This is a genomic window from Bacteroides sp. CACC 737, assembly GCF_013874375.1.
In the GTDB taxonomy this organism is placed as follows: domain Bacteria; phylum Bacteroidota; class Bacteroidia; order Bacteroidales; family Bacteroidaceae; genus Bacteroides; species Bacteroides uniformis.
The window spans coordinates 2,565,320-2,589,284 of record NZ_CP059408.1 but is presented as its reverse complement, the minus strand read 5'-3'; the positions used below and the strand labels follow the sequence as shown (position 1 = coordinate 2,589,284).

The window sequence follows — 23,965 nt, the reverse complement described above, 5'->3', positions numbered from 1 at the left end:
TTTGTTTATTCCTTTAGGCGTTCAGCGCTTGTTCTATATCCGCAATAATATCCTCTGCATTCTCTATACCTACCGAGAAGCGAATTAGGTCGGGGCGTACACCTGCCTCCATCAGTTGCTCGTCTGTCAACTGGCGGTGTGTATGACTGGCTGGGTGCAGCACACAAGTACGTGCATCGGCCACATGAGTCACGATGGCCGCCAGTTTCAGTGAATCCATAAACTTGATAGACTCTTCCCGTCCGCCCTTCAAGCCGAAGGTGACAACGCCGCAAGAGCCGTTCGGCATGTACTTCTGTGCCTGCTCGTAGTATTTGTCGCCCGGCAGACCACAATAATTCACCCAAGCCACTTTATCGTTCTGGGCAAGATACTCGGCTACCGCTTGTGCATTCTTGCAATGTTGGGGCATACGCAGGTGCAGTGTTTCCAGACCCAGGTTCAGCAGGAATGCGTTTTGTGGAGACTGGATGCTGCCCAGGTCGCGCATCAGTTGGGCTGTAGCCTTGGTGATGTAAGCCATTTTGCCGAAGGCTTTCGTATAAGTCAGTCCGTGGTAAGACTCGTCCGGTGTGCACAGTCCGGGGAATTTGTCGGCGTGTGCATTCCAATCGAAGTTACCGCTGTCTACAATGACTCCACCTACGCTGGTGGCATGTCCGTCCATGTATTTGGTGGTAGAGTGTACTACGATGTCGGCACCCCATTCAAACGGACGGCAGTTGATGGGGGTAGGGAAGGTGTTGTCCACAATCAAGGGCACGCCGTGGCTGTGGGCAATGCGGGCAAACTTCTCTATATCGAGCACTTCGAGCGTAGGGTTGGAGATGGTTTCGCCGAATAGGGCCTTGGTATTGGGGCGGAAAGCAGCGGAAATTTCTTCCTCGCTGGCATCCGGGTTGACGAAAGTGACGTCGATGCCCAATTTCTTCAAAGTTACTCCGAAGAGGTTGAATGTTCCGCCATAGATGGTAGAGGAGCAAACAAAATGGTCTCCTGCCTGGCAGATATTGAAAATGGCATAGAAGTTGGCTGCTTGTCCGCTGGATGTCAGCATAGCGGCCACACCACCTTCGAGGGCGGCAATCTTGGCGGCTACTGCATCGTTCGTAGGGTTCTGCAGGCGGGTATAGAAATAGCCGCTGTCTTCAAGGTCGAACAAGCGCGCCATCTGTTCGCTGGTATCATATTTGAAAGTTGTACTTTGATAGATGGGGAGTACACGGGGCTCGCCCTTTTTAGGAGTCCATCCGGCTTGTACGCACAGCGTCTCCGGCTTGAATTGCTTTGCCATAATGTTATCTGTTTTAAAAGTTTCTTATCTATTATCGCGTAAGTTGTCGCAAAAGTAGGGAAAAAATTATAATTTTGTGCTTAAGTATGGTAAAATGCTATAAATTAGCGGCTGGAAATTTGTAGCGAACCGAATAAATGATGAATAATTGGAATATGAAACGCATATTTTGTTTACTGACCATCCTCTTTTGTACTTCGTTTGCTTTTAATGCTTCGGCTCAGGAAGAGCGGGATAGTCCGAGACGTGGAGAAGGAATCTCTGTTTTCCTGGAACGTAACAAGCGCCCGGGGAGAGCCTATTATAAGGAGTTTTTGGAGCTGAACAAGAAACTTCTTAAAGGGAAGGAGGAATTGCGGCTGGGAGTGAAGTATGTACTGCCCCCATTATCAAAGCCGGTTGGCAATGGGAAGAAGACAATCAATGAACCTTTGTTCGGGAAAGCGCTTGCCAGTGTAAAAGTGACATCCAACCGTTTGCAGGGTGCTTGTTTTTATGTAGTGAGCGGGCATGGAGGCCCCGACCCCGGAGCTATCGGCAGAATCGGCAAAATAGAACTGCATGAAGATGAGTATGCGTATGATGTGGCTTTGCGCCTTGCCCGTAACTTGATGCAAGAGGGAGCGGAAGTCCGTATCATTATCCAGGATGCTAAAGACGGAATCCGTGATGACAAGTACCTTTCCAACAGCAAACGTGAGACGTGCATGGGAGCTCCCATACCCTTGAACCAAGTGGCACGTCTCCGGCAACGTTGCGCCAAAATCAATGAGTTTTACAAGAAGGACCGCAAGAACTATAAATATTGCCGTGCCATTTTTCTTCATGTGGACAGTCGCAGCAAGAGCCATCAGACCGATGTGTTCTTTTACCACTCTAAAAGCAAGCCCGACAGCAAGCGTCTGGCTAAGACCATGAAGAAAACTTTCGAGTCGAAATATGACAAGCACCAGCCCAACCGTGGGTTTACCGGAACTGTCAGCGCACGCAATCTTTATGTGTTAGCCAATACTTCTCCCGCTTCCGTATTCGTGGAATTGGGAAATATCCAGAACACTTTTGACCAGCGCCGTTTTGTAATCAGTTCGAACCGCCAGGCCTTGGCCAAGTGGATGATGGAGGGTTTCATCACGGATTATAAAAAGGCGAAATAAGGACAATCAACTCTGGCTCTCCTTTTTCTTTTCGTGTACCACCACGACTGTAACGGCCGTTATTATCAGCGCCATGCCGACGGCGCTGGCCGGTGTGAAGCTTTCATTGAATATCAGGCAACCGATAACTACGGCTGTCAGAGGTTCCAAGGCCCCGAAAATGGAAGTCAGTGTAGGCCCTATGTATTTAATGGCCTTTACCAGGGTGATGTTGGATATAGCTGTTGCCGGCAGTGCCAGTCCGAGAATATTCAGCCATGTATGGGTGTCATTGGCCAGCCGGATGCCTCCGGTCAGACATCCTCCTATAATAAAGAACAAGGCTCCCAACCCCATTACGTAGCATGTCAATGCAGTGGAGGGAATCTGCACGGCACGGCTCTTCCTTACTCCTACGATATATCCTCCATAAAAGAATACGGACAGACCGGCAGCAATCAGCCCGATGGTCGTGTTTCCTCCTTCAAAGTCTATTTTGCCGGATGACAAAAGTCCAGCTCCGCTTAGTGACACCAACACGGCAAACAGAATGGCGAATGACCTCTTTTCTCCGAAAAAGCCCATCATGGCCAGTGCCACGGCCAGCGGATACATGAAATGAATGGTGGATGCCACTCCGCTGGCTATGTTCTGATAGGCGATGACCAGACTGAAGGAGGTAGCTGCCCGGAGCAGGCTGAGGATGAACACCGTTCCCCAGTCTTTCCTGCTGATGCGGAATGTCTCGCCCAGCATAATGCCGAAAACGACCAAGGTAAGTGAAGCTATTCCCCATCGGTAGGCCAATACTTCGAAAGAGGAGAAGCCCGCAAGGAGTAATGAAATGGTGAAGAAAGGAGCCAGCCCGAAGGTGGCAGAGGAGAGAGCCGCATATATAAACCCTTTTATGGAAACATTTTGCATCTTTTATCTTGATTTTAATGGAGATTTTAAAATTATCTGTTTGCGTCAATTGCTTGATTCGCATTGCGTCGTGCAAAATTAATGAATAAAAACAAGCATACAGACAAGGGAGTGTCCCTTTTTTACAATACAGTATAGATATGGGTATCTAATATAGTATCGACCGGCTTGCCTGATATTTATTCGTTCCATCATGAGGTAAAAATCATTCCACCGCGGAGTAAAAATCGTTCCACCATGGTGGAACGATTTTTACTCCATGGAGGAACGAATACTTGTTCGCTGTCCGGTTCCTAAACTCTTCCGGGGAGAAAGTCTGATGGCTCCGGCAGAACAGTTTGCCTACTCTACCGGAATATAAATTTCTGTCAACAGTTCCTCCGGTGCCGTATCTGCGGGGTTATTCAGGTAACGTTCCGCACTGGACTCATCCCGTAAGCTACATTCCATTTCGGGGATATACTTCCCGTAGATGGTATCGTATACGGCCTGCAGATGTTCGTATGGACCTTTGTATAGGAATATGGCATAGCGGCCTGCAGCGAGCTGTTTAAATCCTATGTCTCCTTTGGCCGTTGCAAATGAGGGTAGGACCATACATACATCGGTACGCAGCTTTTCAGGGGGTGTCACTTTGGGGTCATCGTGATAGATGCAGTAGGGCATCACTTCTCCCATAGGCAGTTTTTCTTCCTGGATGAACTGGCAAAGGCGCGTCCATGCGCTGCAATAGTCGTTCAGTTTATAGTCGCCAAAGAGGCGGATGTAAATCACATTGCGGGCAGGAACTTCTTTGATTTCGTGTTTCAGTTCCAGTTCCGGACGAATAATGGCTGGTTTCATAATTACAAAGTTTTTATTGTTACGATACTCTAATGGTGAAATGCCGTATAATTGCTTGAATACTTTTGACAGTGACGAGGGCGAAGAGTAGCCTATACGGTAGGCTATGTCCGCTATCGGCATGTCCGAGTAACGAAGCAACCGGGCAGCGGCTTCGGTACGCGTCCGGACAATGAACGTACCGACGGGTTCACCCAGAAAAGCTTTCATGATGCGGTGGAAGTAGAAGGGAGAGAAATGGGAAATCCTGGCCAAAGATTTCAGGTCAATTTCTTCTCCGAGGTGCAGATTTATATAATCCACTACTGCGTTCACACACTTTTGGTATTCCTCCTGGGTTGTCTTTTTCTGCTGCATGGCTCTATTGGGCTTTTTCATGTTGCAAAAATAGGAGGAAAAGAAATAGGTTACTTGTCCGATGTTGCTATAAATGCAATATCTTTAAATAAGATAAGCTATATCCCGGCACAACTTTTTCGTGCAAGCATGAAAGTTTTGCATTCGATTTGCAATATCTTTGCATTTCAGATGAAAAAACAAATGCTTGCAGATGACCGAGGAGATTAAAAGACAACTTTGGGAGTGGGCGGCGGCCTATCATTGCGCCGGCTTCATTCAGAACGATCCCATACAGTTTCCACATCGCTATGAACGGAAGCAGGATATTGAAATCAGTGGGCTGCTGACTGCCATCATGAGTTTCGGCAACCGTAAACAGATATTGAAAAAGGCTGAAGAGTTGTATAGGTTGATGGGGGCATCACCTCATCAATACGTGTTGTCCTGCCGATGGAAGAATGACTTTCCTGCTGCGGACAGAAGCAGTTTTTACCGGATGCTTTCTTATGCTGACTTTCATTCCTATTTCAGACGTTTGCATGCAGCTTATTCTGCTTTTGACAGTCTGGAGGATGCCTTATGTACGTATGCCGGTAATCCGATGGAAAGGTTATGTGCATTTTTGGAAGTCTCGGCGAAGAGTCCTCAAAAGAAACTGAACATGTTTTTGCGCTGGATGATAAGGAAAGGTCCGGAAGTGGATTTTGGTATTTGGGAGAGATTTGATTGCAGGGACCTGATTGTGCCTTTGGACACGCATGTCTGCCGTGTGGCTTATGCTTTGGGACTCACCGAGACAGAAACATTTTCTTTGAAGAATGCCCGCCGGATTACTGAAGCTCTGGCAGAGGCCTTTCCGGACGACCCGTGCCTGGGGGACTTTGCTTTGTTTGGAAGCGGAGTCAGCGGAGTATTGTAGCGCGTTACCAGTCTATTTCTTGTATCCCTCTGCTTCGTAAGAAATCGTTGGCTTTACTGAAGTGCCTGCAACCGAAGAATCCGTATTCGGCAGAACGTGGGGACGGATGGACGGTAGTCAGAATCAAGTGCCTGCTGCTATTAATTAAAGCGGCTTTTTCTTTGGCGTACGCTCCCCAAAGCATGAATACAAGATTCTCCCGTTCATCACTCAGTTTCTTGATAACAGCGTCTGTGAAGATTTCCCATCCCATGTTCCGGTGCGAGCCGGTTTCGTGGGCACGTACTGTGAGGACGGAATTCATAGGAAATACGCCTTGCGCTACCCAACGGTCCAGATTTCCGGAAGTCGGAATGGGCTTTCCCAGGTCCTGATGTATTTCTTTGAATATGTTTGCCAGAGAACCGGGAATGGCTACTCCTTTCGGTACGGAAAAGCAGACTCCATAATACTGACCGGGATTAGGATAAGGGTCTTGTCCGAGTATGACGACTTTCACTTTCTCGAACGGGCAAGAGTTGAAGACGTGGAAAATTTGATGGCCGGGAGGTAGCACGTTGGCATGTCCATACTCACTTTTTACAAATGCTACCAGCTTCTCAAAATAAGGTTTGTCAAACTCCTCTTGCAGGCGTTTTCTCCAGCTTTCTTCTATTTTTACGTTCATAAGAGTCTTGCAGTTACATATGAATAGGAAACGATGTTGCAAAAATACAAATAATCCGGATGAGGCAGATGCATTTACGAGTATAAAGAATGTTTTAATTATCGTATGAAACGATAGTTATTTTGAGTAAGTTTATTACTTTTGTGGTGCAATGCCGGACACTAAGCATAGAGTCGCCATTGCTGAGGTTGAACTGATTGGTAAAATAAAGGAATGGAAAATTTTCATCGTATGGATGCTTGTCCGGTACGGGATGTACTGAGCAGGTTGGGAGACAAATGGACAATGCTTGTGCTGGTCACACTGAAAGCGAATGGAACGATGCGTTTTTGCGATATACAGAAAACCATAGGGGATATTTCCCAGCGGATGCTGACGGTTACATTGCGCTCATTGGAGACGGACGGGCTGATTGTCAGGAAAGTCTATGCGGAAGTTCCTCCCCGTGTGGAGTATAACCTTACAGAAACCGGATGTAGCCTGATGCCGCATATTGAATCTTTGGTAGGATGGGCATTGGAGCATATGAATGATATTTTGAATCGGCGCAGTCTGCAGAACTGATGGGGCGATATGAAAAAGAGGTTGTGTCAAAATGCTGACACAGCCTTTTTTTATGCGCAAAGCCCAGACTTTCTCAAGCCCGGGCTTTGTTATTACCCAAAGTTTTCGTATCTTTAGGCATAAAGTTTTTCGTTATGGCAAAGTTACATTTTCGTCCTTACATTCCCAACCAAACCGTTCTTTTTCCACAAAGAATTGATGAAAACATAGCTGCGAACGACCCGGTCCGCATCGTGAATGCTGTTATTGACAACCTCAATCTTGAGAGTTTCAAGAAGCTTTATAAGGAAACGGGCCGTTGTCCTTATCATCCTAAAATGATGCTTAAGGTGATAATCTACGCCTACATGAATAATATCTATTCTTGCCGTAAAATAGAGAAGCACCTCCTTCGTGACATTCATTATATTTGGCTTGCCGGTAATGAGCATCCGGATTTTATCACGATCAACCGTTTTCGTAACCGTGTAAAGGAGGAAATAAATAATGTATTTACCCAGTTGATTTTTGTCCTTGCCGATAAAGGTTTCATCAGCCTTGATGTGGAGTATATTGACGGCACCAAGATTGAATCCAAAGCCAACAAATATACTTTTGTCTGGCGCAAGACAGTCGAACGGAACCGTACGAGACTAATGGATAAAATCCGTATTCTCTTGGAGCAGGTGGATGAAACCATTGCACAGGAGAACTCTATAAAAGACACATCCGTGGAGTTTACTTCCTGCAGGCTCTCTGACATAGTGGATGAACTTAAAGAAGCCCTGGAACGCCAGCCTGCAACAAAGGATAAGGAAGAAAAGAAAGCCCTGCGCAAAAAGAAGAAGCAGGTCAGGGAACTTGAAGGGTATCGTGACAAGCTGATAGAATATGACAATCACCTTGATACCCTTGGAGAACGTAACTCCTATTCCAAGACCGATCCTGGTGCCACATTCATGCGCATGAAAGAAGATGCCATGAAGAACGGGCAGACCAAACCCGGATATAATCTGCAAATAGGTACTGAAAACCAATTTATCACAGACTTCCGTCTGTTTCCCAACCCTACCGATACACTGACCCTCATACCTTTTTTCCACTCTTTCCAGTACCGCTATAACCGTTTACCGAATATCTGCGTGGCAGACTCCGGTTACGGTTCGGAAGAAAATTACCGGTTCATGCAGGAGAATGGGATAGAAGCCTTCATCAAGTACAATTACTTCCATAAAGAACAGCGTCCCCGTTATACTCCCAACCCGTTCCATGCCGAAAGTCTCCATTACAATGCCCAAGAGGATTATTACGTTTGTCCTATGGGACAGCACATGAACCGTATAGGAACCAAACGTGACAAGACAGCGAGCGGATACATCACCGAAAGTGCCCGGTATAAAGCAAAAAGATGCGAAGGTTGCCCTTTGCGTGGCAGTTGTTTTAAAGCTCGGGGGAACCGTATTATAGAAGTCAACCACCGATTAAATCAATACAAACGGCAGGCACGGGAAAGGTTGCTCTCAGAAGAAGGTATCAAGCATAGAGGCAGGAGGTGTATAGAACCAGAAGCTGTGTTTGGACAAATGAAATACAACATGGCATACAGAAGATTCCGGCATGTGGGAGAAGACAAGGTTACAATGGACTTTGCTTTCTTTGCTATAGCCTTTAATATCAAAAAAATGTGCGCTAAACTGATAAAAGAAGGAAAGGGGCTCATTACAGTTGCCAAATATTTGTTTATGGGACTATTTATAACCCGATATAATTGGAATATAGCAACTTGCTGCCAAATGCATGAGGAAAAAGTAGCATAGCCAAAAGAAAATATAGCAGAACTTAAAATATAAAAGAGGTTGTGCCAACGTTTTGACACAACCTCCTTCAGAAGTTTCCAAGTGCTTGTTTTATTTCTTGGCATCGGCAAAATTGTGAACCTTGTTTTTCAGATTGTCAGCTTTCTCTGCGGCCTCATGGACCTCATGGGCCATCTTGTCCGCTACTTTGGTGCCAGTGTGCAATGCTTCTTCTTCAGCAGTGTTGATGAACTCCTTGGCTTCGCCACTTGCTTTGTGGATGGCACGGCATATGGCATCTTCCAGCTTTTTAGCTTTCTCCGTACGGGAGAAGTGGTAGGCCAATGCACCGGCAACCGAACCTATTCCCAGTCCGATCCAGAAATTAGAATCTTTACATTTCATAATCAAGTCAGTTTTTTAATAGTTAAAGTTAGAATCAATTCTGATGAGACAACATACTTGCCAAAGATTGGTTCATCCGGCGGGAAAGGAATTAATAACAATTTACTTTTGTTGGTGGAGAGATTTATTCTGCTTAAATTTGCGATACACTTAAAATTTATACAAGTATGATTAGATTAAATGTTTTTATTCAGGTAAGTGCGGAAAACCGTACCGCAGTATTGGAATCTGCCAAAGAACTGGTCGCATATTCCTTGAAGGACAATGGATGCATTGCCTATGATGTGTTTGAGAGCGCCACTCGCAGCGATGTTCTTATGATTTGTGAAACATGGAAAGATGCAGAGTCATTGTCTGCCCATGAAAAAGCGGACCATTTTGTGGCCCTGGTGCCCAAAATCCAGGGGCTGGCCGCCATGAAGCTGGAAAAATTCGAGTTCTAAATCAGTAGTTTGAGGTAGTAAGGGGTTGTGTGATCATGCGTAAATAAGTATATTTGTGCATTCTTAATATACATATTTATGCTGATTACCCTTATTATCCTTGTTCTCTCCGCTGCCTTTTTTGTAGCAGGCAAAGTCCGTTCGGACATTGTGGCGCTTTGTGCGCTGATTGGTTTATTGATATTTCAGATTCTTACTCCTGAAGAGGCCCTTTCCGGCTTCTCCAACTCGGTGGTGATTATGATGGTAGGCTTGTTCGTTGTGGGCGGCGCCATTTTTCAGACCGGGCTGGCTAAAATGATAAGTTCGCGTATTCTAAAGTTGGCAGGCAAAAGCGAGCTGAAACTCTTCTTGCTGGTTATGCTGGTTACTTCTGCCATTGGTGCTTTTGTGAGCAATACGGGAACGGTGGCTTTGATGCTGCCTATCGTGGTGAGTTTGGCACTGAGTGCAGGAATGAATCCCAGCCGTCTATTGATGCCTTTGGCTTTTGCCAGCAGCATGGGTGGTATGATGACACTTATCGGTACGCCTCCTAATTTGGTTATTCAGAATACATTGACGGGAGCGGGCTTTGAACCGCTGTCTTTCTTTTCCTTTTTGCCGGTGGGTATTGTGTGCGTGATAGTGGGAACCCTGGTTTTAATGCCTCTGACCAAATGGTTTCTCTCCAAGAAAGGCAAAAAGAATGACGGAACATTGTCGGGCAAATCATTGAACCAACTGGTGCAGGAGTACGGACTTTCCAGCAATCTGTTCCGTTTGAGGGCTGTCAATGATTCCCGTCTGATAGGAAAAACCATCATAGACCTGGATGTACGCCGCAAGTATGGTCTGAATATCATTGAAGTACGGCGTGTAGACTCTTCCCAACATAGATTCCTGAAAACTATTACCCAGAAATTGGCATCACCCGATACGACTATTTGGGTGGGCGACGTGCTTTATATTACGGGAGAGGTATCGAACGTAAATCGTTTTGCTGAAGACTTTTTAATGGAAATGCTCGACGGGCATACCACTGAAGAAGCCTCTAAAGCCGACAAGTCCCTTGACTTTTATGACATCGGAATTGCCGAAATTGTGTTGATGCCTTCTTCCAATATCGTGAACCGGACGGTGAAGGAAGCTGGGTTCCGTGATAAATTTAATGTAAATGTATTGGGCATCCGTCGTAAGAAGGAATATATATTACGTGAATTGGGACGTGAGCGTATGCATAGTGGCGATGTTTTGCTGGTGCAGGGTGCGTGGCAGGACATCGCACGGATAAGCAGGGAAGATTCCGATTGGGTGGTATTGGGGCAGCCTTTGGCAGAAGCCGCCAAAGTGACGCTGGATTATAAAGCGCCCATAGCTGCCGCTATCATGGTGCTGATGGTTGCCATGATGGTCTTCGACTTTATTCCCGTGGCCCCGGTGACAGCGGTGATGATTGCCGGCTTGCTGATGGTGCTGACGGGATGTTTCAGGAATGTGGAAGCCGCCTATAAAACGATAAACTGGGAAACAATTGTACTCTTTGCAGCCATGCTCCCCATGTCTCTTGCACTCGAAAAGACCGGTGCCTCGGAATATATATCCAACAGTCTTGTAAGTGGGTTGGGCAGTTATGGTCCTATTGTGTTGATGGCAGGTATCTATTTCACCACTTCATTGATGACCATGTTCATCAGCAATACGGTGACGGCAGTGCTGATGGCCCCTATTGCTCTTCAAAGTGCGATTCAGATTGGAGTAAGTCCCGTTCCGTTCTTGTTTGCCGTGACGGTTGCGGCAAGTATGTGTTTCGCTTCTCCATTCTCTACACCGCCCAATGCACTGGTGATGCCGGCAGGACAATATACATTCATGGATTATATAAAAGTGGGGCTCCCGTTGCAGATTATTATGGGAGTGGTGATGGTATTTGTGCTGCCGTTGTTGTTTCCTTTTTAGCAAAGTATATGACCACTTCATTATGCTGTAATATTAGGCGCGGATTACGTGGAGTAACGCGGACTATGCAAATTGGATTCTTGAAATCTGCGTAATCCGCGCCTAAAAAATAGTAAGGTAGTTTTGACACGTTCCTCCTTTTTACTGTTACAGCTTTATACTCTTTTTCTTTCCTGCATAGCTTATTGTCTTTCTGCCTTTCATCGGCCGGTCTCCCGTACCGGAGTCCTGACCGACCAGGACAACCTTGAACTTGCGGCTTTTCAGCATGTTCGGAAAACTGCTTTCCCGCTCTTCTATCGTCAGAGGACGGGCCTTGTCCTCTGACGATACACTGTGGTTCAAGGTCTGTCTGTCCTGCTGCTTTTCGTTACTCCAGAAGTCCCACCAGTCTGCGCCTTGAGGGAGGTAAACCGGCGCAAAATCCATTACTAAAGGACGCATGAATGTACCGTCATTGTGGAACACATCCCAGGAAGTGCTGTAAACGTAGGGCAGAAGGCGATAGCGCAGATTAATCACCTTCTCCTGGGCATCGAAACACCACTCGCCACGCTTGCCGAAGTTCCAGATTTCACGGGGCAACTCCGTACCGTGCGAACGCATTATCGGGCAGAAAGTGCCGAACTGCATCCAGCGTCCGGCAAAGAAGCCACCTATGTCACTGTTCCAGTTCGGGATGCCCATCAAGGTATAGTTCAGTGCGGCAGGAATCTGTTTCTCCAGCATGTCCCAAGTGGAGGTCACGTCACCACTCCAGGTGTTGCAGCCGTAACGTTGTTGTCCGATAAATCCGGAACGGGTCAGGATGATAACGCGTTTGTCTTTGCTCAAAGCCTTTTGATGCGAGGCTATTCCGCTGTTGTGCATCAGTGAGTAGACATTTTTTACACTCCGGTAAGACCCCAAGTGAGTGGAGAGGTCATAGTCCGATTCTTGTCGGTTGATATGGTCAGTCTCTGTAGAATCGAGCCACCAGTCGTCGTTGCCGATGTAACTGAAAATGCCTTTATTCAGATATTTCCAATAAATGTCCCTTGCTTCGGGATTGTAGACGTCGTAGGGGCGTGTGCCACTTTTGGGTGGCCAAGTGTTGAAGTTGATAATCATCCCTTTGGCATCCAACTCCTTGCGTTGCTCTGTGTGGGTGCCAAAGCCGGGTCATGCCACAATCATCAGCTTGGCATTCAGCTTGTGACCACTACCAGACTTTCTTTGTTGTAGGGTTTGCCTTCGGGAGTTTTGAAACCTGCACAATGGAAGGCGAATAGAATTCCACACGGATGTCCATTCCTTATGTGGTGCATTTCATTCCTTGAGGTGTGCGTTCTGTGTTCTGGGCGGCACACAAGTTTGCAAGCATGGTTGCACAAGTCAGCACGAAGCCGGCTCTTTTCATAAAATTCATTTTCATGGTTCTTTTAAAATTATGCTGCAAAAGTAGCCCTGAATCCTCTTTAGACGGCAACAATCTTGTTGAAACGGAACAACACTCAGGTTGATTTCTGCATTTTTTCCGCATATTCCGAGGGGTGGCAACCGTACATTTCTTTTGTCCGCTTCATAACGGCTGCACTGCTTTATCAAGTTGCGGATGCGGAGCAAAAGGATTTCTTCTTTGTGTTTCCGTTCCATCTCCTTTCGGGTGCGGTATATGTAGAGGCGGATGTTTGCTGTAATGATGGCATATCATGAACTTTATATTTGCTGGATGGAATTTTTCCATCTTTATTTTCTCCCTTTCCAGATACTGATAATTTTTTTGCCTATTGCCAAAATATTCAGCAGTGATACAGCAAAAAATAATAGGCAACCGATCAATATACATGGAAGCAGTGATCCGCTCTCCAATTGCGGGAAGAGGCTTTGGACTACTTCTATATAGTAACTGCGCACCCATGCCACGCAGCCGATGGCGAGGAGCAGTACCAGTACATTCAGCCCTACTGTCAGTATATAATAAGGTGTGGCTACCTGCGTCGGGCTATATCCTATCAGCAGCAGGTTTTCCAGTTTTACCGTATTCTTTTGGAGAAGCAGGAAGATGCTCAGCATCAGGATGTAGAATGACAGAATGCTGATGAACAATCCTACTCCCATGACGATGGCCGTAATGAGGCGCAGGAAATAAGTTGTCTTCCCGGCATCCAGATTGTTGCCTTCAGTTTCGTAATTCTTTTGCTGGAAATAGTCGGTGATGGCTGTGTCGGTAGGATTCTTTACTTCCACAATCAGCCGGGACGGTTCCGCTTCTTTCTCCGGTGCGAAATTCTTATTGGCCCAGTCCATGAAGGATTGGGGAACGAGAATGGTATTCAGCCGGTTGGAGAATCCTACAATGTTGCCTTTATATTGTTCCACACGTCCGTTACCCCGTATCATCACATCCATTTGTACCAGACTCATCAGGCCTTCGGAGAGTTTCGGCAGACTCCGGCTTTGTGCAAAGCCAAAGTTGTAGAGGTTCAGATAGTTACGTGGAATGATGATGGGAATTACCCGGGCATCTTCGTCAAAATGCCATTTGTCCAGACTGACATCCACATATTCGTCGGGTACAGACTCGAAAAACATCTCTGTTGACAGACGGATACCGGCTTCCTGCATACCGAGTCCGGCAGAAACCTTGAACTGGGAAGGAGTGAACGCGCCTACCCCCTTAGTAAAAGGTTGGGCTTTCAGGTCCTTTATCTCCTCTTTGGAGAAGGTATTGCTTTTCCCGGCAAAGCTGCCCAGAGTACTGATTTTTTTGGTAGCAATGATATACTCCTTCTTCATGAAACTATCCCCTTCCGTAAAAACGGGAAGGACATCACGATAGAATTGTACGCTCAGCAATACAATCATCATGCCGAAGAGATTGGCGAGGAAAAAGCCTGCCAGCTGTCCGACACTGATGTGCTGGCGGAGAAGTTTCCAAACAAGTCGATTCATATTAGCTACATTTATAATTTATAAATTTCGTCATACTCTAGTTCCAGATGCTTACCTATGGAAGTCACTATGATTCCCGCTTCTTGGCGGCTGGCTTCTTCTGTCAGCAGTCTGCCCATGATTGTTCCGTTCTCGTTATCCAGATGGCTGATGGGTTCGTCCAGGAAGATGAAGTCGAAAGGCTGGCAGAGGCTGCGGATAAAGGCGACTCTTTGTTGCTGGCCAAAAGATAGCTTTCCGGCTTTTTCGTTTACCTTGTCGGCAATGCCGATGGCCTCAAAGAGGGTAAGGACTTCTTTCCTTTTTTTGAAATTGGTAAGCCGGTTCTTCAGTTGTATGTTCTCGATGGCGGTAAGTTCGGGAAAGATACGCAACTCCTGAAAAAGAATGCTGAGAGAGTGTTTGCGTATATCTGTCCAGTCATTGACGGAGAGTGAACGGATGTTGCGTTCATCAAAGTTGATGATTCCCTGATAATCGTGCCGATAGCCGTAAATATAGCTACAAAGCGATGACTTTCCGGTACCCGAAGCGGCTTCTATGAGATAACGTTTCCCTTTGTGGAACGTAATGTCCCGATGCCATACGTCTGAGGTAATGGCATCACGGTCGGCAAACACTTGAGGTAGTGTTTGCCGTAGGTGAATCCTATTCATGAGTGGTATTAATCCTTAATCTCTAATCTTTAATCCTTAAATTACATTCCTGCAAACTGCTTGATGAAGTCCACAATCTGTTTCAACGCATTTACATCCTTATTCTTCAGTTGCAGGGTAACGGTTGCCTTGTCCTCGTTACCGACAGCTTCCAGATACGAGATATTGCCGAGCAGCGAGTAATGGGTGCTATACTCTTGTCCGCCGAACCCAACAAGCAATTTTATAACGGGCAGGTCGAGTACGGCTTCCGCATTGATGACAAAGGCTGTACGCTTGCCTTTCAGACTGGAAGCGAAGTCTGTTTCTTTGGCAGACGGGTCAGCGGTCTTGCAGGCATTCTTATACAGCAGTTCGTCGTTGGTGGCGTACATTTGTTTGTCTCGTATGCCGAAGAAAATGTTGATAGCGCGTGATTTATAGACATATTCATTCTCATTCAATTTCACGATGTCTTCGCCGCGTTTCAGTCCCAGTTCGGACTTTTTCTCATAAAGGGCTTTCAGAGGAGCATCGTTCTTTACGCTGGCGTAGGCAAGGAAAGAAGGATTACTGTTCATGGTTACATTGATAAGGCCTATGGTCAGGTCGTTGTGGAAAGCACTGAACAAGTCCTTTACTTCAGCGGCTTTGGTAATGGAGAAATCGTTGCGGAACTGCTCATTCTCTTGCAGCACATTGTAGAACTCTTCTCCATTGATACCTATGCTGAGCAGTGCCAGCGTAGATTTGGGGAAATATTTCAGAAATGTGTTTTCGATGGGGCAAGTGCTTTTGGCCTGTTTTTCAAAGAGGGCTTTCAGTTCTGCATTCTCTGTATAGTTATCTATCTTCAGCTCAATTTTTCCTTTTTCGAAAGAGAGGCTTCCCAGCATCTTCAAATCTTTCAAATCAATACTTTGGGATATTCCGTAATTCAGCGGATTGGCATAGGCACTCAGCAGGCTGGAGGGAGTAATGAGCATGTTGACGTCTCCGTTCTGCTTTTGCATCTTCTTGAAAGCAGTATTGCTGTTGATACTGTTCTCTTCCGTCTGTTTCAGTAGGGCGGGTATTTCCTCCTTGACTTTTTCCAATTGCGATGTGCCGGTGTAGTTCACCACCATAAGCGTGGTGGGAGTGAAAGCGAGCAGTGCCTGCTTGTTGATTTGTGCAAAGCTGTAGCCGTCCGCTTCTGACACGTGGCTGATTATCTGTTCTTTCTCCGTAACTTCCAGCAGTTTCAGCAAGTCATCCTTGTTCTGAACCTTGGCTACCATGGTGGTGTAGGGGAACGAGGGAGCATTGAAGATATAGATGGGCGCATGAACGTCCACTCCTGATTTGGCAGGGTCTTTCAGTACAGCCTCCAATTGTTGGAAAGTGGCTGCATTCATATCGCTTTTCAAGGCATCTGTCAGCTTTTGCAGTGCTTCTTTAGTCTCTTTATCTTTGGTACCGGCCTTGTCTGCCAATGATTTTAAATTGACAGCGATGACTTGCGAGGCATCGGAGGGAATCACATTGATATATTCCGACTTTTTGGACGAACAAGCGCTTATCAGCACGATGAGCATTGCCAGTACTGAGAAGTGGAAGAATAGGTTCTTTTTCATATAGTTTTTGTTTTAGTGAGTATCATTGATTCTGTAAGTTGAGGATGTGGCAGGCAACCAGTGCCGCCGTCTCTGTGCGCAGCCTTGATTTTCCCAGGCTGATGGGGATAAAACCGTTTTCCGTCGCCTTCCGGACTTCCTCTTCGCTGAAGTCTCCTTCGGGACCGATTAGTACGAGGGCATCCTCTCCGGGATGTACCATATCCTTCAAAAGCGGTTTTTCGCCTTCATAACAGTGGGCGATGAATTTCTGACCCGGAAAAGGCTGTGTGATGAACTTGTTGAAGTCTGTCATTTCATTCAGTTGGGGCAGGCGTGCCTTGAGCGACTGCTTGATGGCGGAAACCAGAATTTTGGAGATGCGCTCCGTCTTGATGACTTTCCGTTCCGAGAAACGGCAGTTCATGAATGTCAGTTCGTCAAACCCTATTTCCGTCGCTTTCTCGGCAAACCACTCTGTACGGTCCATATTCTTGGTAGGCGCCATGGCAATGTGCAGATGACCTTTCCACAAAGGGGCTTGCGGAAGGTTTTCCAGAATATTCACCAGACAGCGCTTGTTTGTAGCCGTACTGATTTCGGCACGATAAAAGCAGCCTTTTCCGTCTGTCAACATGACCTCGTCTCCAGCCTGCAAGCGCAAGACGCGTACGGCGTGTGCGGCTTCCTCTTCGGGCAGCTCTGCGTGGGCTTGTATGTCGGGGGTATAGAATACGTGCATATTACAAATTGTTCTTGAGTTGGTTAATCTGGTCTCTTAGCTGTGCGGCACGTTCATAGTCCTCTTCATCGACTGCTTTTTGCAGGGCCGTTTTCAGTATGCCTATCGTGTCTTCCTGCAGCAGTTCGTCTTTGTCCGGTTCGCTGCTTTCCATCGGGTCGATGGAACCTTCGACGGTTTTCAGACATTCTGCTTCGAGGATGTCTTCGTAGACAAAGATAGGGGCATTCATGCGCAATGCCAGGGCAACGGCGTCGCTGGTACGCGCATCAATCCGGAGAATGGTTTCTTCGGCTTTCATATAAAGGTAAGAGTAGAATACTCCGTTGTCTACTTTATAGATAAGAATACGCATCAGTTTTACGCCCAGCACTTCAAGAACGGAAGCGAATAGGTTATGGGTCAGCGGACGGGGCGGTACAATACCTTTCATCTCGATGACCATAGCTTGTGCTTCGGTGGCACCTATAATAATCGGAAGCTGACGCTCGCCGCCCGCTTCACCCAGTACCAGGGCATAGGCGCCCGCTTGCGCCTGGCTGTTGGAAATGTTTAGTACTTGTAGTTCTATCTTCTTCTTATTCATACCTATTAAATCAACCTGATTTTCAATCAGTTTTTCTCTATTTTCTCCGGATTATGCTTATAGCGGAATACTATTCCAAATAACAGACCAATGACTAAGGCATATCCTGCAAAGATAAACCATACCGGTGTCCAGTCGCGGCTTACCAGTCCTCCGCCTTCGGCATATACCGAGAAGGCATCCACCACGGCTCCGCTGGCATAACCTCCGATGATGGCTCCCACACCGTTCGTCATCATGAAGAACAAGCCTTGTGCGCTGGCACGGATACTGGGATGTGCCTCCATTTCTGTAAACAGCGAGCCCGATACATTGAAAAAGTCAAATGCCATGCCGTAGACAATCATCGAGAGAATGAGCATCCAAAGTCCGCTTCCCGGGTCTCCGAGGGCGAAAAGCCCGAAACGGAATACCCATGCAAACATACTGATTAACATAACACGCTTGATTCCGAAATGTTTCAGGAAGAAGGGGATGGCAAGGATAAACAGCGTCTCACTCATTTGCGAGATGGAGAGCAGGATGACGGAGTGTTTCACACCGAACGAATCTGCATATTCGGGTATGGAAGCAAACGAACCCAGGAAAAGGTCGCCGTATGTGTTTGTTATTTGAAGGGCGGCTCCCAGCAGCATGGAGAACAAGAAGAAGATAGCCATCTTCTTGCGCTTGAACAGCACCAGTGCATCCAGTCCGAAAGCGGAGAGCATCGTTTTTCCTTCACTGCGCATGGGGGGGCAGGCTGGCAAAGTGAAAGCATAAAGTCCCAGCATGGCTGCCGAGATGGCTGCCACATAGAGTTGTGCCGCACTTGCCTTGAACCCGGTAAGGTCCACAGCCCACATGGCACAGATAAAGCCTACCGTTCCCCATACACGGATGGGGGGGAAGTCTTTCACCAAATCCATTTTATATCTTTCCAGCGCATTGTAGGACACGGTGTTGGCCAGGGATAGCGTGGGCATATAAACAAGCATGTTGAGCAGCATGGCCCAGTACATGTGGGTGTACGTAGTGGCAGTGGAAGCATAAATCAGGGCACCGGCACCGATAAGGTGGAGTATGCCATAAAGGCGTTCGGCGTTTATCCATTTGTCGGCGATGATACCGGTCAGTCCAGGCATTATCAGTGAGGCTATACCCATGGTTGCAAAGATTGCTCCGATTTGTCCGCCTTCAAAATGTAACGTACCGCCCATGTAACCACCTAATGAAATCAGCCATGCTCCCCAAACGAAGAATTGCAGGAATTGCATGGCAGTGAGTCGGAATTTGATGCTCATAATATTAGCTTTTTATATTTTAAATTATGTAATAGATGCAAATGTACAATGAGACTAGGAGAAAAACAAGTTCTGTACGGCTTTTTCTTCAACGAAAGAGATTAATGAGGGATGGATTTTGGGAAGGAATGTATTATAAAAAAAGAAGGGTATCTATCCCAGACACCCAATCTTTATTAACCTTAAATCTAATACCATGAAAAACACAGTGCAAATATACACGGTTTATGTTATATAACATACTGTTTTGACGTTTTTCTGCTTTTTATTAACTCTATTTAAGAAAAGAAAGCCGATGAGGCCTTCTTTTCCTTTATTCTACATATAGAACCAGCCCTTTTAGGTATTCCCCTTCCGGATGGTAGATGCTTACCGGGTGGTCGGCAGGTTGCGTCAGTTGGTGCAGGATGCGTACGCTGCGGCCGGACATGGCAGCGGCTGTAAACACAGCTGTGCGGAAGTTTTCTTTACTGACGGCTTGCGAGCACGAGAAAGTGAAAAGAATACCTCCGGGCTTGATTTTTTCGAAAGCCTTGACATTGAGTTTGCGGTAGCCTTGCAGGGCATTGCGCAGGGCATCGCGGTGCTTGGCAAAAGCAGGAGGGTCAAGAACTATTAGGTCGTATTGGTCGCCCATGCGGTCCAGGTATTTGAAGGCATCTTCTGCATAGGCGGCATGGCGGGTGTCACCCGGGAAGTTCAGTTCTATATTCTTGTTGGTCAAGTCGATGGCTTTGGCAGAGCTGTCCACGGAATGCACCAGTTTGGCGTCTCCACGCATGGCATATACGGAGAAGCCGCCGGTATAGCAGAACATATTCAGTACGCTGCGGCCTTTGGCATAACGTTCCAGTAGCGAACGGTTCTCGCGTTGGTCTACGAAGAAACCGGTCTTTTGGCCTTTCAGCCAGTCGATGTGGAACTTCAGGCCGTACTCCATGGCTACATTGTCCGTGCTGCCGCCTTTCAGGAAACCATTCTCCGGATAGAGGTCGGCCTTGAAGGGAAGGGTCGTCTCCGATTTGTAATAGATATTGTCAATCTGGCTGCCCATCACTTCGGTAAGGGCATCGGCAATGGCCATGCGGTCGAGGTGCATGCCGGCAGAATGTGCCTGCATCACTGCGGTGCGGGCATAAATGTCGATAACCAGCCCCGGCAGGTTGTCTCCCTCCCCGTGCACCAGGCGATAGGTGTTGTTTGTCGGGTTTCCGGCTATGCCGATACTGCGGCGCATGTCGTATGCTATGCTGAGTTTGCGTTTCCAGAAGTCCGCATTGATTTCTTCGTCTTGGCGGAAGGTCAGTACGCGTACGGCGATACTGCCAATCTGAAAATGCCCTTTGGCTATGAATTCCTTTTTGGATGTATAGATTTCAACTACTTCCCCTTCTTTGGGCTCTCCGTCGAAATGTGCGATGGCGCCGGAAAACACCCACGGGTGAAAACGCTTTAATGACTCCTCTTTATTGGGTTTAAGGTATACTTTGTACATATATATAATGTGATTAATGTGATAATGTGATAATGTGCATCACATTACCACATTATTATTGGCTTCTATCTCAAAATCTCCTGTCCGTTTCAGTTCTTGCAGCTTGTTGTAGATGTTGAGGCATGCCCAGGCATCGGTGGCGGCATACAGTTTCTGCGGTTCGGTCAAGGTTTCGGCTTCCCAGTTGGAAAGGCGCTGGCTTTTCGAAATCTTTTCCCCGAAGAGGATGGCGTATATCTTCTGCAGGCTTTTGTCCTGGATGCCGAAAGCGCGGACATATTCCTGCAATTCGATGCAGGCATGCTGTTCGAAGGGCGCGCGTTTGTGCAGCATCATGAAGTCATCCCGCAAGGAAAGGCCTACTTTCGTTACACTCGGGTTTTCCAGCAATGTGATAACCGGCAGAGTCAGTCCCGTCAGGTTGAGGCGGAACAGAAAGCAATGTTCCTCTGAGGAAATCTGCAGCAGGGCCACCTTGTGTATCTGTCCTTTTGTGAACGACGGACGGGTTTCGCTGTCTATGCCCAGCAACGGGCAGGACTTCAGATAGGCGACTGCCTTCTCCGCTTCCCACGGTGTCTGTACGACATGTATCTGTCCCGGAAAGGCGGCTTTGGGCAGGTCTTTCACTGTTTCTTTATCTATTGTTCTTTTGATAACCATAATTTAATATTCAAAGTCTGCGGTTTCCTCCTCTTCATCCTCGCCTTGCGCATACTTCACCTCGTGCAGGGCACGCAGGGTGTTGACAAGCTTTTGTCCCCAAAGGAGGCGGAAGTTTTCCTGGCAGATGGCAAGCGAATCGTTCATCGTCTCGTTGAAACCCAGCTGGAATACGAAGATAAAGTCCTTGATGTCCTGGTATATGTCGGCCAAGTCTTCGGAAATGTTCCTGGTGATGGGCTGGTCACTATACTTCATGTCGGATACGAATACGTCCAGGTAGTCGTCTTTCTCGGCCAGGATATTGGCGAGGTTCATGCGGAGTACCTCATAGGTCTCTTCGGTGACGAATGTTTCCGGCGCCTCGTCTCCTATGGTTTCGCACTCGGGCAGCATGGAGGCCTTCAGGTAGAGCAGCGGAAGTATTTTTAAGGAGGTATCGACGAATGCGGAACGTTTCACCCCTTCCGCTTGTTCCAGAAACTTGCAGAACTCGGCGGCTACGGTCACAAACTCTACGGCATTCCGGTCGAATATCACTTGACTTTCTTTTTTCATATCTTCTTGATTTGAAACGCAAAGATAGCGCAAACCGAAAGTAGAAGCAAATTAATTGGCAGGATTATTCTTTTTTCACTACATGATATTCTGTTCCTCTTGTCTTCCGGCGGCTGCTGATGCCCAGTTTGTGGAGTGCACGTCCGAACAGAGCCACTTTATTGATGGACAGCCGGTCTTTGGTCTTGGTTTGCAAGAAGGAGAGAATCTCCATAGGGGTCATCCAGTCTCCTTCCTCTTCATTTTCGGCGGGATGGAAGTGGCAGAGGAAGAGCTGTTCCAACGGTGTGGGCTGTTCAAACTCCCGGTTGGTCTGTTTCAAGATGGCTTCGTCGGAATCGTCCAGCCAGTAGCGTTCACCTTTGGCTATGGTATCCATGGCTTGTGCGTAGAGTTGCCGGTAGTTGATGGTGACATTGGTATGGATGGGGCCGGTGACTTCGATGCAGATGAAACGGCGGCTGCCGCTGGGGTCTGTCAGCAGGTCTTTCTGGTTGCTGGTGGCTATAAAGGAGGCGTAGCGTCTTATTTCCTGGATGGCGGTGCCGTAAGGCTTGCGCAGGTTTGCCACGGGTTTCTGCAGCAGATGCTTTAGAAAACCTTGCTGATTGACGCTGATTTGGTCGAATTCGTCGATGTTTATCAGGAAAAAGCGGCCGAGGCTCCGCTCTGCGTCCTGCTTGCTTTTGAAGTCGATACTGTCGGTATAGCCGAAGCGCAGTTCGGGTGGCAGCAGGATGCGGCAGAAGGTACTTTTACGATAGCCTTGGGCCCCGACCAGCAGGGGAGACGTGTTGTTTCCATGCTGGCGGTCGATGTTTTGCCAGTGCGCCGTCATGCTGAGAAACCAGCGGTAGAAGAGTTCCCGCCAGTACGGATTGTTGCAGGGGACGAGGTCGGCCAATGCGCGGATACGGTCCTTGCCGTCCCAATGTCCGGTGCTGTTCAGATATTCTTCGACGGGGTTGTACAAGGGAATGGCGTCCGAGTTGAGGTAGCGTGCCACATCTCTGTCCCATACGCTGATTCCTTCTTTCAGGGCATTCTGTCCGATACTGCTTCTTACCCGCTGGTCGGCAGGGCGGAAGTGGAAGTGTATGGAGTCCCGTTGGCGGAATTCCAATTCTCCCAGCACGGTGTTCCAGCGGAACTCATAGCGTCTGTTCATGAATTCTTCCAGGCGGAAGGCGGTGATTTGGTCGCGGGTCATGCTGCTGCGGGTGCCGAAGCCTTTGCATTCGCGGTAGAGGTTGTGCAGGGTCATGCGCACCAGCTGTTCATCCGCTTCGCGGTAGTAGTGCATCATGACTTGGCGTACTGCCTCTTCTTCGGGAATGCCGGCTTTGTAGCAATGCCCTGCAAGCAGGTAGAGCAGGGGGCGTAGGTCATCGCCCCGTTTCCAGTTTTCCAGCTCTTCGAAGGTACGGTTCAGGGCGGCTTCGAAGAGGATGGAGAAGGTTTGGGAGGCCGGATAGCCGGGGGCAATACGCATCAGCGGGTTTGCTTCGGTCTGTTTCCGTTGGCCGAAGGTGGGCTCGTCGGGCACGGACAAAGGCTGTTCCAGACAGAAAGGGACGGCAGACGGATTGTAATAGGGACGGTCATCGAGCGTCATGCGGCAGCTTTGCTCCACGGCAGGTTCTTTCAGCGTGACGGGGTAGGGGAGCAGGGGCTGGTAACAGTTTACGGCGAGCCGGTAGGCAGCGGTATGAAACAGCCTGATTTTTTCTTCCTGCCTGGGGCGCGAACCGTCGGGGGTGGCAAACAGTACCCATATTTTTACGCTTCGTCCGCTGCTTCCGCAAAAGGCGGCAAAAGTTTGCGGCAGCAGGGCCGCCTGGTGCTTTACTTGCTCCACTTCCACGGCATTGGCCAGGTGGTTGACTTCAATCTGTACCAGTCCGTTATAGGTTTTCAGGTATCTTTCCCCCTCTTTGCTGCGGGCATATTCTGCGGCAGGGCAGATGCGTGGCAGTTTGTCTATGCAGGGGTAGTGTCCGTTGCTTCCGGTGATGTGGGGAATGAGGCTGCGCAAGGCGGATATGTGTCCGGCTTTGTTCTCGGTTTTCATCTTCTCCATCAAGGTGTCGCTGGGCCATGTGCTGAATGTCTCTTTGCCGGTTTCACGAGCGGTGCGTATAAGGGTAAGTTTCATGAGTTGCTTGCTGTATTAAAGTTTGCAAAGCTACTGAAAAATGACGGGACAGCCGAGGAAAAGTGGAATTATGAT

The 23,965-nt window shown here is 47.7% G+C and carries 22 protein-coding genes; 6 read left to right on the top strand and 16 right to left on the bottom strand.

Annotated elements, in window-relative coordinates; translation table 11 throughout:
- Positions 1–13: 13 nt before the first annotated feature.
- Positions 14–1,294: an O-acetylhomoserine aminocarboxypropyltransferase/cysteine synthase family protein gene (locus H1A11_RS11325; protein WP_087331714.1), complete on the bottom strand. Its 1,281-nt coding sequence runs from the start codon at positions 1,292–1,294 to the stop codon at positions 14–16.
- A 137-nt stretch (positions 1,295–1,431) separates the two neighbouring features.
- Between H1A11_RS11325 and H1A11_RS11320 the strand changes: the two genes are divergently transcribed.
- A complete protein-coding gene (locus H1A11_RS11320; RefSeq protein WP_035457740.1) occupies positions 1,432–2,448 on the top strand; it encodes an N-acetylmuramoyl-L-alanine amidase in 1,017 nt (338 codons plus the stop codon).
- 6 nt (positions 2,449–2,454) lie between these two features.
- On the opposite strand, the gene H1A11_RS11315 is transcribed toward H1A11_RS11320, so the two are convergent.
- Complete coding sequence (locus H1A11_RS11315; protein WP_117974322.1) at positions 2,455–3,351, bottom strand: DMT family transporter; 897 nt, start codon at positions 3,349–3,351, stop codon at positions 2,455–2,457.
- 342 nt (positions 3,352–3,693) lie between these two features.
- Positions 3,694–4,551, bottom strand: coding sequence for a GyrI-like domain-containing protein (locus H1A11_RS11310; protein WP_016272950.1), 858 nt, complete (start codon positions 4,549–4,551; stop codon positions 3,694–3,696).
- A gap of 193 nt (positions 4,552–4,744) precedes the next feature.
- Here H1A11_RS11310 and H1A11_RS11305 point away from each other — a divergent pair, with 193 nt between their 5' ends.
- On the top strand, positions 4,745–5,452 hold the full coding sequence (locus H1A11_RS11305) for a TIGR02757 family protein (RefSeq protein ID WP_181757221.1): 708 nt from the start codon (positions 4,745–4,747) through the stop codon (positions 5,450–5,452).
- Positions 5,453–5,456: 4 nt separating this feature from the next.
- Here the strand turns inward: H1A11_RS11305 and ung are convergent, their stop codons facing one another.
- A complete protein-coding gene (gene ung / locus H1A11_RS11300) occupies positions 5,457–6,119 on the bottom strand; it encodes a uracil-DNA glycosylase (protein ID WP_005826944.1) in 663 nt (220 codons plus the stop codon).
- 213 nt (positions 6,120–6,332) lie between these two features.
- Between ung and H1A11_RS11295 the strand changes: the two genes are divergently transcribed.
- Together H1A11_RS11295 and H1A11_RS11290 are read left to right on the top strand one after the other, a co-directional pair.
- Positions 6,333–6,683, top strand: coding sequence for a helix-turn-helix domain-containing protein (locus tag H1A11_RS11295; RefSeq protein ID WP_009038044.1), 351 nt, complete (start codon positions 6,333–6,335; stop codon positions 6,681–6,683).
- Between the two features lie 134 nt (positions 6,684–6,817).
- Positions 6,818–8,479 (top strand): IS1182 family transposase, encoded by a 1,662-nt coding sequence (locus H1A11_RS11290; RefSeq protein ID WP_061411457.1) that lies wholly within the window; start codon positions 6,818–6,820, stop codon positions 8,477–8,479.
- A gap of 90 nt (positions 8,480–8,569) precedes the next feature.
- Here H1A11_RS11290 and H1A11_RS11285 read toward each other — a convergent pair whose 3' ends face one another.
- Positions 8,570–8,863, bottom strand: a complete 294-nt coding sequence (locus H1A11_RS11285; RefSeq protein ID WP_117964157.1) for a YtxH domain-containing protein — start codon at positions 8,861–8,863, stop codon at positions 8,570–8,572.
- A gap of 167 nt (positions 8,864–9,030) precedes the next feature.
- On the opposite strand from H1A11_RS11285, the gene H1A11_RS11280 reads away from it, so the two are divergent.
- Together H1A11_RS11280 and H1A11_RS11275 are read left to right on the top strand one after the other, a co-directional pair.
- Positions 9,031–9,306, top strand: a complete 276-nt coding sequence (locus H1A11_RS11280) for a putative quinol monooxygenase (RefSeq protein WP_117964158.1) — start codon at positions 9,031–9,033, stop codon at positions 9,304–9,306.
- Positions 9,307–9,384: 78 nt separating this feature from the next.
- Positions 9,385–11,244 carry an SLC13 family permease gene (locus tag H1A11_RS11275; RefSeq protein WP_119961339.1) on the top strand — a complete coding sequence of 620 codons (1,860 nt, stop codon included), beginning with the start codon at positions 9,385–9,387 and terminating at the stop codon, positions 11,242–11,244.
- Positions 11,245–11,391: 147 nt separating this feature from the next.
- Here H1A11_RS11275 and H1A11_RS19160 read toward each other — a convergent pair whose 3' ends face one another.
- The 11 genes from H1A11_RS19160 to H1A11_RS11220 all read right to left on the bottom strand — a co-directional run bounded on the left by H1A11_RS19160 (position 11,392) and on the right by H1A11_RS11220 (position 23,890).
- On the bottom strand, positions 11,392–12,354 hold the full coding sequence (locus tag H1A11_RS19160) for a TIM-barrel domain-containing protein (protein ID WP_370528664.1): 963 nt from the start codon (positions 12,352–12,354) through the stop codon (positions 11,392–11,394).
- A gap of 618 nt (positions 12,355–12,972) precedes the next feature.
- On the bottom strand, positions 12,973–14,178 hold the full coding sequence (locus tag H1A11_RS11265; protein WP_181757220.1) for an ABC transporter permease: 1,206 nt from the start codon (positions 14,176–14,178) through the stop codon (positions 12,973–12,975).
- A gap of 11 nt (positions 14,179–14,189) precedes the next feature.
- Positions 14,190–14,834 (bottom strand): ATP-binding cassette domain-containing protein, encoded by a 645-nt coding sequence (locus H1A11_RS11260; protein ID WP_181757219.1) that lies wholly within the window; start codon positions 14,832–14,834, stop codon positions 14,190–14,192.
- Positions 14,835–14,875: 41 nt separating this feature from the next.
- Complete coding sequence (locus tag H1A11_RS11255; RefSeq protein WP_181757218.1) at positions 14,876–16,429, bottom strand: DUF4836 family protein; 1,554 nt, start codon at positions 16,427–16,429, stop codon at positions 14,876–14,878.
- 22 nt (positions 16,430–16,451) lie between these two features.
- On the bottom strand, positions 16,452–17,150 hold the full coding sequence (locus H1A11_RS11250) for a 16S rRNA (uracil(1498)-N(3))-methyltransferase (protein ID WP_181757217.1): 699 nt from the start codon (positions 17,148–17,150) through the stop codon (positions 16,452–16,454).
- Between the two features lies 1 nt (position 17,151).
- The gene (locus H1A11_RS11245) at positions 17,152–17,736 is read right to left on the bottom strand and encodes a bifunctional nuclease family protein (protein ID WP_181757216.1); all 585 of its coding nucleotides are present in this window, start codon (positions 17,734–17,736) and stop codon (positions 17,152–17,154) included.
- A gap of 26 nt (positions 17,737–17,762) precedes the next feature.
- Positions 17,763–19,019 (bottom strand): nucleoside permease, encoded by a 1,257-nt coding sequence (locus tag H1A11_RS11240; RefSeq protein ID WP_025834162.1) that lies wholly within the window; start codon positions 19,017–19,019, stop codon positions 17,763–17,765.
- A 313-nt stretch (positions 19,020–19,332) separates the two neighbouring features.
- On the bottom strand, positions 19,333–20,514 hold the full coding sequence (locus H1A11_RS11235) for a class I SAM-dependent rRNA methyltransferase (RefSeq protein WP_181757215.1): 1,182 nt from the start codon (positions 20,512–20,514) through the stop codon (positions 19,333–19,335).
- A gap of 39 nt (positions 20,515–20,553) precedes the next feature.
- Entirely contained in the window at positions 20,554–21,177 is a 624-nt protein-coding gene (locus tag H1A11_RS11230; protein WP_005826911.1) for a 3'-5' exonuclease, read from the bottom strand.
- Positions 21,178–21,180: 3 nt separating this feature from the next.
- Positions 21,181–21,735: a DUF5063 domain-containing protein gene (locus H1A11_RS11225; RefSeq protein ID WP_181757214.1), complete on the bottom strand. Its 555-nt coding sequence runs from the start codon at positions 21,733–21,735 to the stop codon at positions 21,181–21,183.
- Between the two features lie 64 nt (positions 21,736–21,799).
- A complete protein-coding gene (locus tag H1A11_RS11220) occupies positions 21,800–23,890 on the bottom strand; it encodes a BT4734/BF3469 family protein (RefSeq protein WP_181757213.1) in 2,091 nt (696 codons plus the stop codon).
- Positions 23,891–23,965 lie beyond the last annotated feature (75 nt).

Coding starts and splice junctions, on each gene's coding strand:
- H1A11_RS19160 (WP_370528664.1), bottom strand. CDS start 12,354: ATGATTATCAACTTCAACACTTGGCCACCCAAAAGTGGCACACGCCCC.
- H1A11_RS11275 (WP_119961339.1), top strand. CDS start 9,385: ATGCTGATTACCCTTATTATCCTTGTTCTCTCCGCTGCCTTTTTTGTA.
- H1A11_RS11320 (WP_035457740.1), top strand. CDS start 1,432: ATGATGAATAATTGGAATATGAAACGCATATTTTGTTTACTGACCATC.
- H1A11_RS11295 (WP_009038044.1), top strand. CDS start 6,333: ATGGAAAATTTTCATCGTATGGATGCTTGTCCGGTACGGGATGTACTG.
- ung (WP_005826944.1), bottom strand. CDS start 6,119: ATGAACGTAAAAATAGAAGAAAGCTGGAGAAAACGCCTGCAAGAGGAG.
- H1A11_RS11220 (WP_181757213.1), bottom strand. CDS start 23,890: ATGAAACTTACCCTTATACGCACCGCTCGTGAAACCGGCAAAGAGACA.
- H1A11_RS11305 (WP_181757221.1), top strand. CDS start 4,745: ATGACCGAGGAGATTAAAAGACAACTTTGGGAGTGGGCGGCGGCCTAT.
- H1A11_RS11260 (WP_181757219.1), bottom strand. CDS start 14,834: ATGAATAGGATTCACCTACGGCAAACACTACCTCAAGTGTTTGCCGAC.
- H1A11_RS11280 (WP_117964158.1), top strand. CDS start 9,031: ATGATTAGATTAAATGTTTTTATTCAGGTAAGTGCGGAAAACCGTACC.
- H1A11_RS11230 (WP_005826911.1), bottom strand. CDS start 21,177: ATGGTTATCAAAAGAACAATAGATAAAGAAACAGTGAAAGACCTGCCC.
- H1A11_RS11225 (WP_181757214.1), bottom strand. CDS start 21,735: ATGAAAAAAGAAAGTCAAGTGATATTCGACCGGAATGCCGTAGAGTTT.
- H1A11_RS11310 (WP_016272950.1), bottom strand. CDS start 4,551: ATGCAGCAGAAAAAGACAACCCAGGAGGAATACCAAAAGTGTGTGAAC.
- H1A11_RS11235 (WP_181757215.1), bottom strand. CDS start 20,514: ATGTACAAAGTATACCTTAAACCCAATAAAGAGGAGTCATTAAAGCGT.
- H1A11_RS11255 (WP_181757218.1), bottom strand. CDS start 16,429: ATGAAAAAGAACCTATTCTTCCACTTCTCAGTACTGGCAATGCTCATC.
- H1A11_RS11240 (WP_025834162.1), bottom strand. CDS start 19,019: ATGAGCATCAAATTCCGACTCACTGCCATGCAATTCCTGCAATTCTTC.
- H1A11_RS11245 (WP_181757216.1), bottom strand. CDS start 17,736: ATGAATAAGAAGAAGATAGAACTACAAGTACTAAACATTTCCAACAGC.
- H1A11_RS11265 (WP_181757220.1), bottom strand. CDS start 14,178: ATGAATCGACTTGTTTGGAAACTTCTCCGCCAGCACATCAGTGTCGGA.
- H1A11_RS11290 (WP_061411457.1), top strand. CDS start 6,818: ATGGCAAAGTTACATTTTCGTCCTTACATTCCCAACCAAACCGTTCTT.
- H1A11_RS11285 (WP_117964157.1), bottom strand. CDS start 8,863: ATGAAATGTAAAGATTCTAATTTCTGGATCGGACTGGGAATAGGTTCG.
- H1A11_RS11250 (WP_181757217.1), bottom strand. CDS start 17,150: ATGCACGTATTCTATACCCCCGACATACAAGCCCACGCAGAGCTGCCC.
- H1A11_RS11315 (WP_117974322.1), bottom strand. CDS start 3,351: ATGCAAAATGTTTCCATAAAAGGGTTTATATATGCGGCTCTCTCCTCT.
- H1A11_RS11325 (WP_087331714.1), bottom strand. CDS start 1,294: ATGGCAAAGCAATTCAAGCCGGAGACGCTGTGCGTACAAGCCGGATGG.